This window comes from Ruegeria sp. AI3, assembly GCF_056541245.1.
This window is the reverse complement of sequence record NZ_JBQFYA010000020.1, coordinates 18,195-37,869: the sequence shown is the minus strand read 5'-3', so window position 1 is coordinate 37,869 and position 19,675 is coordinate 18,195. Positions and strand designations below refer to the sequence as shown.

Annotated in this window: 16 protein-coding genes and 1 pseudogene; 6 read left to right on the top strand and 11 right to left on the bottom strand. The window is 56.3% G+C overall.

The features are described 5' to 3' along the window. Position 1: 1 nt before the first annotated feature. From ACRZ95_RS21645 to ACRZ95_RS21605, 9 genes are read right to left on the bottom strand one after another with little or no spacing between them, the layout of a single operon-like run. The gene (locus ACRZ95_RS21645) at positions 2–886 is read right to left on the bottom strand and encodes an intradiol ring-cleavage dioxygenase (protein WP_170556315.1); all 885 of its coding nucleotides are present in this window, start codon (positions 884–886) and stop codon (positions 2–4) included. Positions 887–925: 39 nt separating this feature from the next. Continuing rightward, complete coding sequence (locus ACRZ95_RS21640) at positions 926–2,683, bottom strand: FAD-dependent oxidoreductase (protein WP_170680884.1); 1,758 nt, start codon at positions 2,681–2,683, stop codon at positions 926–928. Between the two features lie 28 nt (positions 2,684–2,711). Beyond that, a complete protein-coding gene (locus tag ACRZ95_RS21635; RefSeq protein WP_170680885.1) occupies positions 2,712–3,293 on the bottom strand; it encodes a VOC family protein in 582 nt (193 codons plus the stop codon). Between the two features lie 3 nt (positions 3,294–3,296). Continuing rightward, positions 3,297–4,364, bottom strand: coding sequence for a branched-chain amino acid ABC transporter permease (locus tag ACRZ95_RS21630; RefSeq protein ID WP_480555573.1), 1,068 nt, complete (start codon positions 4,362–4,364; stop codon positions 3,297–3,299). Next, entirely contained in the window at positions 4,364–5,227 is an 864-nt protein-coding gene (locus tag ACRZ95_RS21625) for a branched-chain amino acid ABC transporter permease (RefSeq protein ID WP_170680886.1), read from the bottom strand. Before ACRZ95_RS21625 ends, ACRZ95_RS21630 begins: the two co-directional genes overlap by 1 nt. Next, positions 5,224–5,934: a branched-chain amino acid ABC transporter ATP-binding protein gene (locus tag ACRZ95_RS21620; protein WP_170680887.1), complete on the bottom strand. Its 711-nt coding sequence runs from the start codon at positions 5,932–5,934 to the stop codon at positions 5,224–5,226. Before ACRZ95_RS21620 ends, ACRZ95_RS21625 begins: the two co-directional genes overlap by 4 nt. Next, positions 5,934–6,653: an ABC transporter ATP-binding protein gene (locus ACRZ95_RS21615; RefSeq protein WP_170680888.1), complete on the bottom strand. Its 720-nt coding sequence runs from the start codon at positions 6,651–6,653 to the stop codon at positions 5,934–5,936. Before ACRZ95_RS21615 ends, ACRZ95_RS21620 begins: the two co-directional genes overlap by 1 nt. Before the next feature lie 49 nt (positions 6,654–6,702). Then, positions 6,703–7,977, bottom strand: a complete 1,275-nt coding sequence (locus ACRZ95_RS21610) for an ABC transporter substrate-binding protein (protein WP_170680889.1) — start codon at positions 7,975–7,977, stop codon at positions 6,703–6,705. Between the two features lie 25 nt (positions 7,978–8,002). Further along, complete coding sequence (locus ACRZ95_RS21605; protein ID WP_170680890.1) at positions 8,003–9,064, bottom strand: maleylacetate reductase; 1,062 nt, start codon at positions 9,062–9,064, stop codon at positions 8,003–8,005. A gap of 105 nt (positions 9,065–9,169) precedes the next feature. On the opposite strand from ACRZ95_RS21605, the gene ACRZ95_RS21600 reads away from it, so the two are divergent. Further along, positions 9,170–10,099: a LysR family transcriptional regulator gene (locus ACRZ95_RS21600; RefSeq protein ID WP_170680891.1), complete on the top strand. Its 930-nt coding sequence runs from the start codon at positions 9,170–9,172 to the stop codon at positions 10,097–10,099. 1,498 nt (positions 10,100–11,597) lie between these two features. Here ACRZ95_RS21600 and ACRZ95_RS21595 read toward each other — a convergent pair. After that, positions 11,598–12,449 carry a helix-turn-helix domain-containing protein gene (locus ACRZ95_RS21595; protein ID WP_170680892.1) on the bottom strand — a complete coding sequence of 284 codons (852 nt, stop codon included), beginning with the start codon at positions 12,447–12,449 and terminating at the stop codon, positions 11,598–11,600. Positions 12,450–12,492: 43 nt separating this feature from the next. On the opposite strand from ACRZ95_RS21595, the pseudogene ACRZ95_RS21590 reads away from it, so the two are divergent. Further along, positions 12,493–14,115 (top strand): annotated as a pseudogene (locus ACRZ95_RS21590) (ABC transporter substrate-binding protein). A gap of 83 nt (positions 14,116–14,198) precedes the next feature. Next, positions 14,199–15,674 (top strand): M81 family metallopeptidase, encoded by a 1,476-nt coding sequence (locus tag ACRZ95_RS21585; protein ID WP_170680894.1) that lies wholly within the window; start codon positions 14,199–14,201, stop codon positions 15,672–15,674. A 364-nt stretch (positions 15,675–16,038) separates the two neighbouring features. Here ACRZ95_RS21585 and ACRZ95_RS21580 read toward each other — a convergent pair whose 3' ends face one another. Next, entirely contained in the window at positions 16,039–16,713 is a 675-nt protein-coding gene (locus ACRZ95_RS21580; protein ID WP_170680896.1) for a GntR family transcriptional regulator, read from the bottom strand. A 124-nt stretch (positions 16,714–16,837) separates the two neighbouring features. On the opposite strand from ACRZ95_RS21580, the gene ACRZ95_RS21575 reads away from it, so the two are divergent. From ACRZ95_RS21575 to ACRZ95_RS21565, 3 genes are read left to right on the top strand one after another with little or no spacing between them, the layout of a single operon-like run. Beyond that, entirely contained in the window at positions 16,838–17,344 is a 507-nt protein-coding gene (locus ACRZ95_RS21575) for a TRAP transporter small permease (protein ID WP_170680898.1), read from the top strand. Between the two features lie 3 nt (positions 17,345–17,347). Continuing rightward, positions 17,348–18,634, top strand: a complete 1,287-nt coding sequence (locus ACRZ95_RS21570; RefSeq protein WP_170644261.1) for a TRAP transporter large permease — start codon at positions 17,348–17,350, stop codon at positions 18,632–18,634. Between the two features lie 19 nt (positions 18,635–18,653). Further along, positions 18,654–19,664 carry a DctP family TRAP transporter solute-binding subunit gene (locus tag ACRZ95_RS21565; RefSeq protein ID WP_480555568.1) on the top strand — a complete coding sequence of 337 codons (1,011 nt, stop codon included), beginning with the start codon at positions 18,654–18,656 and terminating at the stop codon, positions 19,662–19,664. The last annotated feature ends 11 nt before the right edge of the window (positions 19,665–19,675 follow it).

Here is a 19,675-nt window from a genome sequence, read left to right as displayed (position 1 = left end):
TTCACGCCTCTTTCGGTGCGAGGACAAAGTCGAATTCGACATCCCAATAGGGACCTTCAAAGCCAACTTCCGCAGATCGCGCCGGATCATCGACGCGATTGAATTCGGCGATCAGGCTTTCTTTGACGCCAAATACAGCATCCGAGTTGATATATTGGTCATCGGGATCAAAGATATGCGTGGTCAGGTCGTCGTATCCGTCTTTTGAAACGATGTAGTGTAGATGCGCCGGTCGGTACGGGTGTCGACCAAGACGCTTCAACAGATCGCCAACTGGCCCATCATCTGGGATTGGATAGTTCTTTGGCCGCACCGCACGGAACCAATAGGTCCCATCGGCTCCGGTTGTGAAGACGCCACGCAGGTTGAAATCAGGTTGAATACCTTTCTGTTGCACATCGTAAAACCCATCGTCATTGGCTTGCCAGACATCAATCTTGACGCCTTCCAACGGGTTGCCTTCCACATCCGTGACACGACCCCGTACCACCATGTCCTCGCCTTTTTGATCCAGACAGATGTTGTGCCCCATCTCGTATTCCGGGGCACCTCCCACATGGAACGGCCCCAGCACAGTGTTCTCTGAGGCCCCGGTGGGACGACGAGAGTTCACGGCATCCACCAGCATCGACACGCCGAGAACATCGGACAGAAGAATGTACTCCTGCCGCCAATCATCGCACATGTGTCCGACCTTGGTCAGGAACATGATTGCCTCGAACCATTCCTGCTGCGTTGGTTCGATTTCCTTCACGGCTTCGTGGAGTTTTCTGGTGATGACCTCCATCACATGCTTCAGCCGTTCGCTTTCTGCGTTTTTATTGCGTGCCGTGACGACCTCGGCCGAGTTTTCCTCGGTAAAGTATCCCATCTCATGCGAGTCCATTTTGGCCTCCTGACTTGTGTAAGTTTGCTCCAGATTGGCTCATCGCGAAAGGACTGTGGTCAGCGCGCGACGCAGTTCGGCTTCGGCGTCAGCAGCCATATCGGCTGAGCGCCACGCCACGTGTTGATCAGGACGGACCAACAAACAGCCCGTATCCGAAATCTCCGACGCGCGAGCCCAATCCCCGGTGTGGTCAACATAAGTCTGGCGCGGGCCGATGACGTGACAGCGAATGGGCATGCCCAGTTCTTTCGAGATGGTCTCGGCCGCCGTTACCCAAGCCTCTCCACCAATCCCGGTCAGAACGGTGAATTCTCCGCGACCGCATAAATCCAGAGTTGAATGTTTGCTCCCTGTATCATGATCAAACACCCAGACATGTGGAATACGCGCGCCGGGCCAAGTCGTGGGCTGGTAGTGCAGCTCCGCATCCTGATCAAAACCGGGATTGGGTTGACCATCCGTTTCAATCGCACAGGAGTCGTAGCGCTGGTTCATTTCAACGCCATGCGCATCGAACTCATATTTCTTAAAGGCAATCGCCTCGCGAATGGCCTGCCTTTGTGCCGCAGCTTCTGGCGTTGATCCTGTGCGAGCCTCTAGATTGCTTTGCATGACCTCTGGGTCGACGCCTTCGGCCATTCCCAGCGATTCAAAGATGGGACCGAATTCACCGATGGATTGATTGGCCCGTGTGACGATCTGCTTTGCTACTGGCGCGCGTTCTTCGCTGTAGCTGTCCAGCAGGCTCTCTCCGGCATGGCCTTTCAGGACAGCAGCCAGTTTCCAGGCGAGGTTGAAGCTGTCCTGTATCGACGTGTTCGACCCCAGCCCGTTTGACGGTGGGTGTCGGTGTGCCGCGTCACCCATTATGAACACGCGATCCTTTTGCATATGGGTCGCGTACATATTGTTGACGGTCCAGGTGTTGGCGCTGATCAGTTCGATCTCAAGCTCGGGGTCGCCAACCAATTGCCGTGCAACCTGAGTGGCCATGGCCTCGTCCACCTCGGGGGCGGGTTGGTTGATGTCATAGCCCCAAACGATGAGCCATTCGTTCCATGGGCGGACCATGCGGACTAGACCCATGCCAATGCCACCGACATTCGCACCCGGTTGCATCACCCAATAGAGGACCGATGGCCGATGCGCCACGTATCTGCTGAGATCGGCCCGGAACAGGATATTCATCGATCCGCCGACGCCCATCTGACCTTCGAAAGGCAGACCGGCATGTTCGGCAACCAGAGAATTGCCCCCGTCCGCGCCGACCAGGTATTTCGACCGGATCGTGATTTCTTCGCCCGACAAACGATCTAGGCATGTGGTCGTCACTCCGTCAGCGTCTTGCTCATGACGTAAGTATTCAGTGCTCATGCGCGCTTGAGTCCCACGGCGACATGCGGTGCCGAAAAGGATCGGCTCCATGAATGTCTGCGGAAGGTCGTTCATCATGGTCGGGCTGGACAGCAGGTGCTCGGCTTTAGAAAGCGGATGATTGCCCCAGCTTTTCATCCGTCCGATTTCCTCACCGGCGAGGCTTTCGCAGAACACGTTTTCACCCATCAGATCCTGATGCGCGGCGTGCATATAGGCTTCGGCCTCGACCTCATGACCAAGGTCGCGCAGCACCTCCATCGTGCGCTGATTGGTGATATGTGCCCGCGGCGTATTGGCCAGCCAGCGATAGCGGTTGATGACCATGTTCTCGACGCCATAGCTCGACAGCAAAGCCGCCGTTGCGGAACCCGCTGGTCCGGTCCCGATGATCAGGACATCCGTTGTGATGGTGGCCATAAGCTCTCTCCCTTGTTCTTTGAATTTCTCAGGACCGCGGATCCCAGAGGCGGCCGTCATATTCGGCCTCATAGGCTTTGCCGTCCGGGTAGCTGACCAGTTCCAGCTGCATGCCCCAGGGGGCGAGGAAATAGACCCAGGTTTCGCCAGCGCTTGGCCCGTCGGTCATGGTTGTCGGGTTGCCCAGGACCTCAATGCCCTTATCCTGCAAATAGCTGACGGCACCTTCCATATCGGTGGTATAAAACGCGATATGATGCCCGCCGATATCTGAGTTTCGCGGCAGTTTCGTATCCTGATCCGGCGCGGTATATTCGAAGATCTCGAAATTTGCGCCATTGCCGCAGCGTACCAGCCGCATCGTCGGGATCTCGGCCTTGGCGTCCACGTTTAGATGGTCCGCCATCCAAGTGCTGTCACCGCCCGAGAACGGTCCCAACGGGTAGAACACATTGCAACCGATGACGTCCTGAAAGAAGGTGACGGCCTCATCGACACTCGGGACTGTAAATCCCACGTGGTCTGTGCCCGTCATTCCCGGCAGGGAACTGCCAGCAAATGCGCCCGTTCCAAATGCTGTGACTACGACCGTCAATGCGAGAGTTTTCATGGATTAATCCTCCTTGTTCGACTGCGCGCCAATCACCAGACGACGGCGCACGGGGAATATTTGAAGTCCGGTTTTCTCAGAGATCAGCCCCCAGATGCCGCGCGGTGCGAAGAGCATGACGGCGACCCCGATCAGCCCGAGCACCATGAGATACCAGGAACCGTAGTCAGCGAGCAGGCTTTGCAAGATGAAGAAGATCAGCACGCCCAGAATCGGGCCTTCGATGGTGCCGATGCCTCCGATCACGACGATGAAAATCACGTAAGCCGTCCAGTCGGTGACCGAGAACGCCGCATCCGGTGAAATCCGCAGTTTCTGAACGTAAATCAGAGCGCCCGTTAGTCCCGTTCCAGCGGCTGAGACCAGGTAGACCAGCCATTTCATCCGCACTGCATCGACGCCGACGGATTTCGCTGCTTCGACATTGTCTCGTACAGCAGCAAGCGCCAGCCCGCGCTTTGTTCTGAGCAGCCAGTAGATGCCCGCAATCGTTGCGATCACCAGCGCCAAGGCCAGCCAGTAGGTCAGGATATCGCGCGCTGCTGCTCCGCGAACGTCAAAGGTGGTCTGGATCCATTCGGTTGCCCACATCTCACGTGTTGCGGTGCGCGGCAAAGAGGTTCCAGTGCCGCCGCCGAGCACTTTCCATTGGGCCACCAGTAGGCGCATGACCTCGGCGATGACCCATGTTCCGATGGCGAAATAGGCCCCTTGCAGGCGGAAGGCGAAGAAGGCTGTGGGAATGGCGACAATCAGGGCCGCAACGCCGCCCAGCAGGATCGCCGAAACCGGGTCCATACCCCAAAGGATGACACCGCCGAACATGGCGTAGGCGCCCATGCCCACGAAGGCTTGCTGGCCGACGGACACAAGGCCGCCATACCCGGCTAGCAGGTTCCAGAACTGAGCCAGTACAAGCATGGTGAAGATGAAGAACAGGTCTTGAATCAACCCTCTGCTGGCAAATGTCGGCAGAAGGATGAACAGGATGATTAGAGCGATACAGACGGCTCCGGCACTGTAAGACGCGCGGGTCTGCGTTTGGACGCGGTACATCGAAGTATCAGTCATCAGTCCACCGCCCTTGGAAACAGGCCTCTGGGTTTGATCAGAAGCACGATGAGAAACGCCAGGTGGCCAGCCAGGATTTGCCATTCGGGGTTGATTGCTGCGCCGACAGTCTGAGCGACGCCGATGATGATGCCCCCGATCAGCGTGCCCCACAGGCTGCCGAGGCCACCAATGATCACGGCCTCAAAAGCGTAGATCAGGCGCGCTGGGCCGATATTCGGGTCAAAGTTCGCCCGCATTCCGAGATAGAGCGCTGCCAAGGTCACCACGAGCATTGCGATGGCTGTCGCAGTGGCGAAGATACGTTCTGGCCGGATACCCATCAGACCCGCTGTCACTGCATCATCCGAGGTCGCGCGGAACGCCCGGCCCAGCTCCGTGCGGTAGAAAAGCTGGTTCAGCCCAACGATGACAAGGATTGCCGAGGCAAAGGTCAGCAGCGGCAGAACGCCGAGGTTCAGCCCGCCCATTTGAACGGAAGCCGTAGCAATCTCACCCGCAGGCAAACGTTGGCTATCGGCTGAGAACCCTTCGAGCAGAGCATTCTGCAAGACGACCGACAGACCGAATGTCACAAGCAAGGGCGGCAGGATATCAGGCCCCAGCACGCGATTCAGCACATGTCTCTGCAAAGCCCAACCCACGCCGAACATGATCGGTGCGGCAATGATTGCCGCCAAAAACGGAGAGAGACCAAGCAGCGAGACCAGCAGCAGGATCAGATAGGCGGCAAAGACGATGAGATCGCCATGGGCCAGATTGACCAAACGCATGATCCCGAACACAAGGCTAAGTCCTGCAGCGAACAGCGCATAGAGACCGCCTAAAAGAACGCCCTGAATGATGGTGTCGATCCAGATCATGCGGCGGCTCCTCCGAAATAGGCGTCGTGAATGGCTTCACGGCTGAGCGTCTCGGCGGTGCCTTCCAGCGTGACGCGGCCCTCCATCATGCAATAGACGCGGTCTGCGACTTTCATCGCTTGACCAATGTCCTGCTCCACCACGATCAGGCTGGCGCCAGCCTTCTGAATGCGGGGGACGGCATCGTAGATGTCCTTGATGACCACGGGTGCCAGCCCGAGGCTGATCTCGTCACAAAGCAGAACGCGCGGGTTGCTCATGAGGGCGCGGCCAATAGCGACCATCTGCTGTTGTCCACCGGACAGGGCGGTGCCGGGATGGTTCCGGCGCTCTTTCAGGATCGGGAACAGGTCGTAGATCGTTTGCAACGACCAATGGCCTGAAACCTTGCGGCCATAGGTGCCGATCAGCAAGTTTTCCTCGACGCTTAGGGAAGGAAACAGCCGGCGCCCCTCGGGCACCATGGCCACGCCGCGCGCCATGATCTCATCTGCAGCCAAGCCCCCAATGGGTTGGCCGTCAAAGCGCACTTGATCCGACCCGTTGGTCAGAACGCCCGAGATCGAGCGCATGAGGGTCGATTTCCCGGCCCCGTTTGCCCCGATGATGGCGACGGTTTCACCTTCGTCCAGATGGATATCCACGCCAAACAGGGCTTGGAAATCTCCGTAGTGAGCGGTCAGCGCGTGGGTCTCTAACAGGCTCATCAGACTTCGATCCCCAGATAGATTTCTTTGACTTCTCTGCTGTTCATGATCTCGTCCGGATCACCGAGGCCGATGACCTTGCCGAAATCCAGAACCAGCAGCCGTTCGACGACCGATGTGAGAGCATGCAGGACATGTTCGATCCAGATGATCGTCACGCCGCTGCTGTGCAGTCCCTTAATCGTGTTGATCAGCGCTGTGCATTCTGCGTCGGTCAGCCCTCCGGCGATTTCGTCCAGCAGCAACAGCTTTGGATTGGTTGCCATCGCGCGGGCCAACTCCAACCGCTTGCGTTGCAACAGCCGCAATCCACCGGCCGTGTCATTGGCCACATCCAACAACTCCGTTTGCTCTAGAATGCGGGCGCAGTCCTGTTCGACCTCATGTTCGGATTTGCTCTGCCCATGCGTCGCGGCCACAAGCAGGTTTTCGAACACCGTCAGATGATCAAACGGCTGAGGGATCTGGAACGAGCGCCCAATACCCGACAAGCAGCGCTGCATCGGCGGCACGCGCGTCACGTCAGCCCCGTCGAAATGGATAGATCCCGCGTCAGAGGTCAGATTGCCCGTTATCAGATTGAACAGCGTCGACTTTCCGGCACCATTCGGACCAATGATCCCAAGGGCCTGCCCCTGCGCGACATCAAAACTGACATCGTCAGTGACGGTGAGCGCGCCGAAGCTTTTTGAGACGTTTTTGAGCGAAAGAATGGTCATACCGGAGTTCCTGCCCCGGACAGGGTCCGAGGCGCTGGTTTCATTGCGATCAGGAGATTTCTTCCATCACACCCGCAGTCGGAATTTCGGGTGCTGAAGAGTTGTCGACGATCACGAGGTCGTAGCTGCCATTGTCGAGCAGCCTCCACTGCCCTCCGACCAAGGGCGTTTTCGCAACGTTCTGCGCAGCGAAGGGTGGCAAGCCCGCACCATCAAAGGCGATCCGGCCAACAATGGAATCCAACTGCGTGGCAGCGATGGCCTCAGCCACTGCATCCCCGTCACCTGCGTCATCAACACGTCCCATGACGTTAGCGGCCATTTCAAACAGTGCGTGCACAAAGCCGATGGGCTGGGTCCATTGGCGGCTGGTGGCGGCCATGTAACCCTGAGCCAATTCAGCCGAGCTTGCGCCGGTCAACGACGATGAGAACGGATGCGTCGGTGACCACCACACCTCGGAACTCAGGTTGTTGCCTGCGTTGCCCAAGGCTTCGACGGCTTGCGGGAACAAGATGGCCTTGCCGATGCTCGCCGCCTTAGGGGTGAAACCTTGCTGCTTTGCCTGACTCCAGAAGGTAGTGAAGTCAGGCGGGATCGGTACGCCGGTTACAATTTCAACATTCGCCTGACGAAACGCATTGATCTGCGCCGAGAAATCGTCGGTCAGGTTCTGGTACCGTCCGGGATCTGTCAGGCTATATCCCAACTCGGATAGAACCGGCGGGAAGCCCACATTCGGGTCGCCCCAAGCATTGCCATCACCGTCATTCGGGAACAATGCACCGACCTGCTTGTTGGTCTCCAATTGGCCCCACATCGCCGTAAAGACTGAGATAACGTCCTCAAGGCCCCAGAAGAAGTGATAGGCGTAGTAGAACGGCTCCCAGCTGGCTGGATCGCCGGGATTGCCCTGTTGGCCGATGAACCACGGCTGCCATGGCGCAACAGTGGAAATACACGGCACTTCCTCAGCCTCACAGGTCGAGGCAACCGGGTTGGTCGTTTCGGGTGTTGAAGCGACCAGCATGAGGTCGATCTCATCATCCACGATCAACTCGCCCGCCACGTCTGCTGCCCGGTTCGGGTTCGACTGGCTGTCCTTGACGATGACTTCGAAATTCGCACCGGCCTCAGATGCGGCGAAATTGTCGAGAATAAACTTGTCGGCCTCAGAAAAGGCGGCCAGAGGACCTGATTGCGGGCTGACATAGCCCAGCTTGATCTTGGCGCCCTGAGCGATAGCGGGCGCAGCGAGCGTGCCGGCGGCTAGGCCGAGGCCGGTTGCAGCGCTGGATTGCAGCAATTTGCGTCGTGTGATCATGTGTCCCTCCCTTGACACGGTGAAGTCAAACGCTGGGGGCATTACCCGCCCACGCGTTTTGAAGAAGCGCCCGCAGCCCATCAGCAGTGACCGGCCGCGGGTTCCAATACGGGTTCTTGAGTGCGATTCCGGTGGCACGATCCAGATCGGCCTCAGACAGGCCAAAGTCTCTAAGAGCCATTGGTGCGCCCATGGATTTGGAAAAATCCCAAAGCGCCTGGCCGGGCTCAGAACCGCCGAGAATTTCTGACACGGGTGCCAGCAGCTCCGGCACACCCGCCGTGTTGTAGGCTATGGCATGGGGCAGAACGATCGCGTGGGTTTCCGCGTGCGGCAGATTGAAGGACCCGCCCAGCGTATGGCAAAGCTTGTGATGCAACGCCATTCCGACCAGACCAAGAACTGTGCCGCAGGCCCATGCACCACGCTGCGTTTCTTCTCTGGCTTTCAGGTCGTCGGGGCTTACGACAACGGTCGGCAGACCTTCCGCAAACGCCCTAAGGCCGTCGATCGCCAATTCCGTGGTCTGATCCGTGCGATCCTTGGCATAAAGCGCCTCGGCAGCATGAGCCATTGCGTTCAAGGCGCTGGTCACGGTCATTGCGGACGGCAATGACGCCACAAGTTCGGGATCGTACAGGATGACGCGGGGCAGAACCTTTGGGTCTGTAAGGGTGGTTTTGATGCCATCCTCAGTCTGACCCAAGATCGGGGTGGCCTCGCTGCCGGCATATGTGGTCGGGATGGCGATTTGTGGCAAAGAGGTCCGAAGGGCAATCGCCTTGCCTAAGCCAATCGTCGAACCTCCACCGATAGAGACAATGCTATCGGCCTTGACTGACAAAGCGTGTTCAACCGCTTCTTCGGTCACGCCGACAGGAGTGTGCATTGTTGCCCGAGTGAACACGCCTGCAGCACGATCCCCAACGGTTGTCGCAAGCTCCATTGCCATATCAACTTGCTGAGGCGTCGACAGGATCAGCGCTTTGTTCGATCCCAGCTCCGCCAACTCCGCGCAGATGTTGTTGCGCAAACCTGTGCCGAATCGGACTTTCTGGCCATTGATGCTGGTGGTGCTGAGAGCCATTGGGCGCGTTCCTGACGAGCGATAGATTGCGGGTCTGAGGGGAACGCTAGCAGGCAAAGACAGCCCTCTTGATCGAATTACCGACCATCAATATAACTTTGGGTTATGAAGCTTGATCCCAGACATCTCGAGATTCTCGCGGCTATTGTCGAGGCCGGAGGGTTGACCGAAGGCGCTGCTTTACTTGGGAAATCTCAACCCAGTGTCTCCAGAAGCGTCTCTCTCTTGGAGGACAGGGTGGGAGAGCCCCTATTCCTGCCGACCCGAAGACCTTTGCAACCCACTGAGCTTGGTCTTGCGCTTGCTCAGGAAGGTCAAAGAATCCTAAGCGCGGGTCGCCATGCAAGCCGCGTTGTGGACGAACACCGTCAGGGCATTGCCGGTGCAGTGCGGGTTGCGGGCACGCCGATCTTCATGGACGGTGTCATCTCGAACGTGATTGCAGAGTTTCAGGCCGATTACCCCAATATTCGGATCGACCAATCCTATGGATACCCCACTGAACTTTTGTCGCAGTTGTCCGCGGAAACTCTGGACTTGGCCATTCTTCCTATGCGCCCGGCAGACGTGTCGGATGAGTACGAGTTTCGTCAAATCCTGCCTGGTCGAAACGTCATTGCGTGCCGTGTTGGGCACCCATTGGCGCGCAAAAAAGAGGTGAAGCTGGAAGATATCACCGAGTTTTCCTGGATCGCGCCACCTGCAAACAGCCCGCTGTTTCGTGACTTGAGAAACACGCTGGACGGTATCGGTATGCGAGACCTCAAAATCAGTTTCACAGGCGGGTCCTTGAGTGCGGTTGTGAACGTTCTGACGGGTTCAGACTCCCTAACCGTTTTGCCTTTTTCGGTGGTCTTCATGATGCAAAGACAAAAAACTTTGGCAGCACTTCCGATAAAAATCGGTGATCCCGACCGGCACTTGGGATGCGTTACGCTCAGCGCTAGAAGCATGCCGGCTTCGTCGGAGCGCGTTCTTGAGTTCATAAAGCAGAAGTTCGAAATGCTTGATCGCTTGATTTGTAGCGCGGGATGATCTCTCTGACCGGTCTAGCCTGAAACAAACCGAGAGCTCTCGTGGGTTTATGAAACCCGCACGAAGTTTTAGACGCTTGTTGTTCAGTGCTTGCTGTCTCAGGGATCCTATTGTGTTTAGTCGACCTCTGTATGTTTTTAGGTCAGAGTTGTTTGACGTTTGGCTCAGAGTGATTGACGAGAATTACCAATTTGGTGAGGTTTTGGAGTTCTATTGAGGCAGTAGTCGGTAACGCTCTACAGTTCTTGTTGAACGTCGGAAGAATTTGACCTTTGCTTCATAGACTAACCCAACACCACCTGGTCATACTCCCGTAGACAGTTTCGTTTGATCTGACTGACCTTCCTGAAAACGAGAGCTGATTTGCGGCCCAAATGGTTTCAAACTTGTGTTTCCAGGTTCGGGAAGTCCTGCACAACTTTTTCAAAGTACTCGACAGACGTCCCGGTGATCGGTGGGACTTGTTCGAATGGAGGTAGTAAAGCGTCAGCCAAAACAACTTGATAGACCAGCTTGACATCACCTGCTCGACTTACCCGCTAGCCAATCCATTTTCAGCAATGAAATCCGGTAGAACACTTATGCTGTCTCCCGCAACGTCAAGAGCGGAGAGGAAGTCTCCATTGTTGGAGATTATCTTTTGGCTAGCTTGAACTGAAACGTTGCGACCTGCATGAGAGAAATCGCAAGTTTTTGAGTGGCCTTGAGCACTTTATGACATCAGCAAGTCTGGGTTCAGATCGCGCGGATGATCAGACCTGGAAATGGGATGTGTCGCAAAATTTTGGGACAGCTGGAATTAGCGGTTTACTGGGCAAACCTATCTTGTGATCTCGGCAAATAGCCGAAAGCCAGCCGCTGTGGAGCTAGAGAATTGCAGCTTCCGGATCGAGTTGGATATCTTAATACCGTCCAGAGTACGCGAGGCGGATCAGAACGTGCACATGTGCCGTGCGCGTCGCTTGACTAAGCGATGATCCTGCTCGATCAGGATGTTCAAGTAATTGGACTTAACTGTTTGGATTTTGGCTGAGCAACCAAACCGACTAAGGATTTTTTCACTTCTCTAATGCCTGCCGCAGAGGCTCCACTCTTGTCGATCACGGTCGTGTCTGGAATTCCATTTTAAGACTGCGCTTTGGCAAAGAACCTTGCTTTCGCTGGACGGTTCTTCTGCTTAGACAGCATGAAATCAAGGGTATTTCCCGCTTCACCGGCGGTCCTATGGATGTAGATCGATTCGCCGCGAACACTGCGATCATCGGCGAATACTTAGCAACTCACCTGTTGAAAGTGCCGTTATCCATCCGCACGCCGCGTTCAGCCACGTTCTCTTCGAGGTCACGATAGGACACCGTATACCGCAGATAGCATTACACGGCGTGCAAAAAAGGTAAGATCAGACATGTTTCCCGATCTCGCTATTGAGACGTGATCCACCCCCACCAGCAGAAACAAATGGGCACTGACCCTAATACGCAGGTACCCTGCGGTTCTTCTACTTAGTAATAGTCTTCGCACCAGAGTCTGTGGGTGCACCGAGAAGGTGTTGCCGAATCCTCATATCCAGTTTGGTGCTTTTTAAATCGACGATACCGCTTTTCGAAAACAGCTCTCGAACAGAGCGATAGTTTTCAGCTCTTTTCCAGACAACAGGCGAAGAGGTCGGCGTCCGACCGGACAACGAAGCGAGATAAGACATCGTGCCGAACAATAGCTTTGACTTGTCGCGATGGGGTTTGTTCAGAATGTACAGGCTGAGAGGCGCGTCTGGACCGCGTTCTGAATCGACAACAAAAACCTGCCCCGCGCGGAAGGCGGCTTTGCCATCACATCTTGTCCAGCGGCGCGTCGATGACTTTCCTTCGCTTAAGGCTTCGATGACACGGCTGTAAACCGTCCCGTTCCGCTCATCCAAAAAGGCAACGTTGACAATGGCTTTGGTTGGATCGTTCGGTGCGCGAAAGAACACTTGATAAGATCCGAGAAATGGCCGCAGCCGTTGAAGATCACCTGGGAACACATCGATCAGGGGGTCTCGTCGCCGATCCGCCTCGGTTTTGGCGAGTTGGGTGGTGTGGCGCCGCAGTTCTGCATGATCTCCCAGCAAGATATGCTCGCCCACATCGAAGAACCGGCTAATGCGGCGCAAGTTATTTGGCGAGGGCATGCTGCGGCCATTGAGGTACTTCGCGAATTGCTGATGGTTGATGCCAATCTCTCTGCAAACAGCCGCCACTGACGGGTAATCCGCACAAAGGTGACGGAGGTTTACAGCTAAATTCTGGTGCATCGGTGGTTCGGCATTTGGTCGCATAAACTCGCTAAAGAAAGCATAATGTGGCGTCATTGTTAAGCTCAAATTGGTGCGTGATCTTGCGGGCAACAGAAGAATGCTCAGGGAAGGTCAAGCAATGGATAAATTTCAATACGTGCGGCAGATGGAACAGCGTCTGCAATTGCGTCAGGTGGATCGTCGTCAGTTCATGCGCGGTGTTTTGGCAACCGGCATGACCGTCGGTGCCGCAACGCTTTTGGCGGATCGCGCTATTGCGGCCACGCCCAAAAAGGGCGGCAGCATGATTGCCGGGATTGGTCATGGCGGGACGACCGAGCAACTCAATCCGGGGCAGATATCAGCGGGTTTCCTGATTCCGTTGAGCCTGGGCATGAACGGTTTCCTGACTGCGATCGACGCGGACAGCAACGTGCAGCCGTCACTTGCAAAATCATGGGAGGCCTCGCCGGACGCGTCGGTTTGGACCTTCGAGATGCGCGACGGGGTCGAGTTCCACAATGGTCGTACAGTGACAGTTGAGGACTTGATTGCCTCGATCAATTTTCACCGCGGATAAGGGTCAACCTCGACTGGGGCGCCGCTGTTGGCCGGTGTGAAGGAACTGCGTGCGGACGGGCCAAACAACATCGTTTTCGAGCTTGAGGGCGGTAACGCAGATTTCCCGGCTATCCTCAGCGACTACCGCTTTGCCATTCTGCCGGCAGAGGGTGACAGCATTGACTGGCAATCCGGTATCGGTTGCGGAGCCTATCAGTTGAAGGATTTCCAGCCAGGGATTTCGGCGGATTTGGCCCGTCACGGGAACCACTGGAACCCTGATGTCGCGCATGTGGACGAATGGAAACTTTTGGTGCTGCTGGATACGACCGCACGGATGGCGGCGCTGTCTGCGGGGTCGGTCGACATTGCCGATAAGGTTGATCCCAAGACGGCTAAATTTGTCTCACGTGATCCAAATGTAACGCTGCATTCGGTAGCCGGTACGCAGCACTACTCCTTCCCGATGCTGACCAACGCCGCGCCGTTTGGCGACAACAATGTGCGTCAGGCGATCAAATGGGGCATCGACCGGCAAGAGCTGGTCGACAAGATTCTGCTGGGTTACGGCGAGGTCGGCAATGATCATCCAATCGGGTCCGGTCAGAAGTATTTCAATGCTGAGCTTGAACAAAAGACATTCGATCCGGACAAGGCAAAATACTATTTGAAACAGGCTGGTCTGGAGTCGCTGGATGTCGAACTCTCGTCTTCTGACGCTGCATTTCCCGGCGCGGTGGACGCAGCGACGCTGATTTCTAACTCGGCCGCGAAATGCGGGATCAACGTTTCTGTCAAACGAGAGCCCAATGATGGCTATTGGTCCGAGGTCTGGACGAAGAAACCTTGGTGCGCCAGCTATTGGGCCGGACGACCGGTCGAGGATCTTATGTTCTCATTGGCGTTCCAATCCGGTGTCGCTTGGAACGAATCTCTCTGGTCGCATGAGAAATTCGACAAGATTCTGGTTGAGGCTCGGGCTGAACTGGACACTGAAAAACGTCGCCAGATGTATGGCGAGATGCAGGATATTGTCGCCAATCAGGGCGGTGTCGCGATCCCGATGTTTGCTTCATATGTCTTTGCCACGCGCCCAAGCGTCGGCACGCCCGAAAAATTCGGCTCGAACCTGGATTTGGACGGAAGCAGCTTTATGGAGCGTTGGTGGAAAGCCGAATAACTCTGGTGAAATGTGATCGCATCGCCAAAGATCAGAGGATGGCTCACGCAGCCGTCCTTTGACGTGTTGGGAACAGGGAATTTATGAAGCTTTTCATTGCGACACTGTCGACAGAAACGAACACGTTTTGCACGATGCCGACTGCGATGTCGGGTTTTGAGGACTACTTCCTGCGGCATGGTACGGCGACACAAGAGCCTCCAAACCTTATGACGGAGGCGCTTCATCTGTGGCGCGATAGGGCCGAAACTCTGGGCTGGCAGGTTGTCGAAAGCCTGACCGCCATAGCCGAACCCGCCGGTCTGACCACGCGCAGCTGTTATGACGAACTGAGCGGCGAGATTTTGTCTGATCTGGCGGAGTGTGGCGGTGCAGATGTCATCCTGCTGCAACTGCACGGCGCGATGGTGGCCGAGCATATAGAGGATTGCGAGGGCGATATTCTGACCCGCGTTCGCAAACTGTGCCCAAACGCAACGATCGGCGTTTCGCTGGACCTGCATTCTCATCTGACAAAGAAGATGCTGAACGCCAGCGATCTGATCGTGCATTTCAGAGAATACCCGCATGACGATGCAACAGCATGCGCGGCCGAACTGTTTGATCTGGCAAAGCGGGCACATGCGGGTGAGATCGCGCCCAAGATGGCGTTTTTTGATACCCGTATGATGAACCTTTATCTGACCAAGGCTGGGGCGATGAAGGATTTTGTGGCCGAGATGGCCGCAGCTCAAGCCAGACCCGGCCTGTTGTCGGTTTCATTGAGTCACGGTTTTCCTTGGGCAGATGTCGAAGATGTCGGCGCGCGGATGCTGGTTATAGCAGATGGCCAAGCACAACTAGCCGCGCAACTGGCCGAGGAGTTGGGGCGGCGCTTCTTTGAGTTGCGAAACGAAGTAACCACGCGGTATCTACCGATCTCCGAGGCGCTGGATCACATTGGTACACGGTTCGGTCTATACGTTCTGGCGGACATGGGTGACAATTCAGGCGGAGGAGCGCCGGGCGACGCCACCCATTTGCTGAAAGGCATGCTGGCGCGTGGAATGACGCATTTTGCCAGTGGTCTGTTCTGGGATCCCGGAGTAGTGCGTATTTGTCAGGATGCGGGCATTGGAAGCAGATTGAAGCTTCGGCTTGGCGGAAAAACCGGTGTGGTTTCAGGGGATCCGATCGACCTGATTGCAAGAGTTATGAATATCGAGACGGGCCTGGGTCAGCATCTCGGCACTGGTCTTGAACCAATGGGCACCGTGGTCTGGCTCCGCCTGGATGGAGAAATCGACCTGCTGGTCAACGATCTGCGTGTTCAGGTTTACCATCCTGAAGCCTTCGAGCAGATCGGCATCCGGCTGGCCGAGAAATCGGTGGTGGCGGTGAAATCGCTGTTCCATTTCTACGGCCCGTTCAGCCAAATTTCGGACCACATCCTGCAGGTTGCCAGCCCCGGCGGAACACAGCCTGCGTTCCACGACCTCGCGCTTACCAAACGAAAACTGCCGTTCTGGCCCTCGGTTGCGCAGCCATTCTTAGATGAAAACCTTGTGGACGCCGGATAGCGATTTCAACCAATAGGTCTAGCGGTCCGAACCCAATCGCAAACATACACAGCATCCGGTGCTATGGCGTGGGATTGGAGCCACGCCGGATAAAACCCGTTTCGAACTATTCATGTCCTTTCCCCTCGCACCGCCTGTTCGGCTTGCTGAATCAAGCTTTGGCCGATTAGGTGTCAACCTCTGCGGGGCGTGATCTCCGTGATGCCAACACGCGAGGTCGAGCTTAAGGTTAGAGGATATCTGACGCTATTCATCCGGCCAGAATGCTCCGTGCTTTAGAACGAGAACCAACTGGCCAAATGGACCCGGCATCGCCTAGGTTCTCGCGTGGTTGGGCACCCAAGGTTAGACGTTTCATCGCACGCTATCCTGAACCTGTTCCGTCGGGCTGCGTTGCATCGCTCCAATAAGATCCTTCTTTCCTGTCTATATGGAGTTTCAGCACATCCAAGGCTTGTGGAACGTCACCATCCCGGACGCACTGAAGCAACTCAATGTGCTCCCGATAGGATTTAGCCATGTGATCAGGGTGATGACCCAACCGGCTGCGCAACGCCGCCATTTTCAATGCAATCGTTTGATAGGCGTCATTCAGAAACCGATTGTCTGCGCAGTCGAAGAGGCATTGGTGAAATAGAGTATCCAGGTAAAGGTATTCTGCATCATCCGCGGCCTCACGGGCCGCTGTCATCCGATCAACGCATTTTTCAAGCGCGGCATGAAGCGCCTGTGGGTTCGCCTGCATGGCCAAGGTCAAAGCGGTTGTTTCAAGGCACACACGTGCATCGCAAAGTTTTGCGAGTTCCTCGGGCTCCAGATTGAACACGAATGAGCCTCTTTGAGGTTCAACGACCAACAGACCTTCCATCTCAAGCCGGTTGATTGCCTCGCGCACAGGGGTGCGGCTGACCTCAAGATTCTTGGCGATTCGAGCCTCAGACAGTTGCTCACCCAGTTCGAACTCGCCTTTGATAATCCGCTCGCGCAGGTTTTCGGTCACCAATTCCGTCAATGATTTCGGTCTGTTGAATGGGCTCATGTCGCTCTCCTCAGTGCGACAGTAGCAGGCCTGTGTCTGGCATACAATGTGTTAGTGTTGACATATTAGCATACTGTATGCCAGTTTTGATTCTCACGAGGAGACGGCATTGGGAGGGGCGTCTTTGCAAACTCTGGAAACATGGATTGTTGCGTTGAACCGGGCGCTGGTGGCTTTGGCGCTGGCTACGGTTTTTGCAATCGTCTTCGCCAATGTGGTGGGGCGGTACGGTTTTGGTACCTCCCTTGCCTGGGTTGAAGAGGTCGCCAGACACCTGATGATCCTCGGCGCGTTTTGCGGTGCCGGTCTTGCCTTGCGCGAAGGTCGCTTGGTCGCGATTACGACAATTCCGGATTTGCTGCCCGACGCTCTGGCCCGCCTGCTGCGCTGGGGCATCGTCTTCGTCATGTTTGCCTTTATGGCGACGATGCTGTGGTTGGGCGTTAAATTCGTTGAATTCGGCTGGAACAAGGAAACCATGTCCACCGGGATTTCGCGCGGCATTCCCTATCTCGCTATCCCGATCGGGTGCGCATTGTTCCTGATCCAGTTGGCCTTTTTCGCAAAACGTTTCGTAAGCCAAGAGTTTGAACACGGTCCCAACGCCAAGGGCGATGAGGCAGAGGTCTGAGCCGTGGCAAAAACCCTGATCATCCTGTTCTTCGCGACGCTGTTTCTGGGTGTTCCCGTAGCCTTCACGATGGGGATCGCCGGCCTGTCGGCGATCTTTATCGACGGTTCGTTGAACCCACTGGTCGCAACCCAACGCATGTTCGCCGGGATCGACAGTTTCCCGCTGATGGCGGTGCCTTTCTTTATTCTCGCGTCCGAGCTGATGACGGCCTGCGGGCTAACAAATGCATTGCTGCGCTTTGCCAACGCTCTGGTTGGACATGTGCGAGGCGGGCTGGGGCATGTGAACATCCTTGTGTCGATGCTGTTCGCGGGGATCAGCGGCTCTGCCCTGGCGGATGCTGCAGGGCCTTCTGCCATCGTCATGCGGATGATGCGTGAGGCCGGGTATGAGAAGAATTACGCCGGTGCCCTGTCCGCTGCCACGGCCACCATCGGCCCGATCATCCCGCCGTCCATTCTGGCTGTAATTTTTGCGATTTCGACCAATGGAGTTACAGTCGCCGGACTGTTTTTGGCTGGAATTGTGCCTGGGGTTATGCTGGGCGTTGCGCTGGCCATCGCGAACCATATCGTGTCCACTCGTAACGGCTACCGCGGGCGTGAACATCGCGCCACCATGGTTGAGTTGCGCAGTGCAACCCTGGCGGCCATTCCGGCCCTGATCATGCCAGCAATCATTCTGGGCGGTATCCTTTTCGGTGTGTTCACACCCACCGAGGCGGGCGCGGTGGCCTCAGCCTACGCTCTGTTCCTTGGTTTCATCCTGCGCGCCTTCACGGTCCGCGCTCTGTACGCCGCTTTTGTGCGGGCTGCGGTGGTGACGTCCTCGGTCTTCCTGATCGTGGCGATGGCGTCGATCTTTGCCTGGCTACTGACTTACCTGCAAATTCCACAGGAATTGGCCAAGCTGATCACCCAGATCACCGACAACCGTCTGGGCATTCTGTTCATTCTGGCGGCTTTTGCCCTGATCTGCGGCTTCTTTATCGACACGCTGCCCGCGCTGATCATCCTGACTCCGATCCTAGGTCCCATTGCCTATTCCGCGGGGATCGACCCGCTGCAATTCGGGATGATGTTGGTGCTGAACCTGACTATCGGGATGATCACCCCTCCGGTTGGTCCGGTGCTGTTCGTGATCGCCACGGTCGGACAATTGAAGATCGAACGCCTGTCAAAAGCGGTTCTGCCGCTGCTGCTGGCTGAACTCGTAGTGCTTCTTCTGGTCATTCTTGTGCCAGGCGTCAGCACCTTCATCCCCAACTTCTTTGGATTTGCGAACTGACATGAAAGGGAGGAACCTCATGAAAACCATGTCGAAACTGATGACGGCAACAGCTGTTGTTGCAATGACCGCCGCCAGTGCGGCCTCGGCTAAAGAGCTGAAATACGCACATTTTCAAGCCGCTGACCTGAGCTCGCCCAAACACGCTGCCGCGCTGGCGTTTGAGGCCTGCGTCGAGGGCAAAACCTCGGGTTCGATTGATGTTCAGATCTTCCCTGCATCTCAGCTGGGAGGCGGGTCCGAGATCATGGAAGGGCTGCAGCTGGGCACCGTTCAGATGGCGGCGATCCATGACGGCCCGATCTCGGCTGTCTATAAACCCTTCTCGGTTTTGGCGATGCCCTATCTGTTCGACGATCAGGCGATGGCCTGGGCGGTGATGGACGGTGAATTCGGTGACGCGCTGGCTGAAGACATGCGGGCGAAAACCGGCATCCGCAGCTTTGGCGTGGCCGACAACGGGGTGCGCAATTTTACCAACAACGTGAAGCCCGTGGCCGAACCTGCCGATATGGAAGGCCTGAAAATGCGCGTAATGACCGCGCCGGTCTGGGTGACTCTGGTCGAAAGCCTCGGCGCATCGGCGACTCCCGTTCCGTGGCCGGAACTTCCCGGTGCACTGCAGCAGGGCGTTGTGGACGGTCAGGAAAACGGCGTGACGAATATCGTCAACGCGTCGCTCTACCAGCACCAGAAATACGTCTCGCTGGATGGCCATGTGTTCAGCTGGCACGCCTATCTGATGTCGGACATGTTCTTCGAAAGCCTGACGGATGACGAGAAGAAAGCCGTCGAACAATGCGTCGAGATCTCGAAAACGATCCACCGTGGCATGACCGCCGCGCAGGACGCGAATGCGACCGCGATCCTGTCGGAAAAAGGCATGGAAGTGGTCCCTGTCAGCCCCGTGCAGAAGGCTCTGTTCCGCGAAGCCGCGCAGCCTGCGGTGCGTGAATACATCGTGGGTGAGATCGGCGAGGAGTGGCCCGACCGCCTCGACGCCGCCGTCGAAGCCTATAAGGCCCAATAACCCATGCCGAG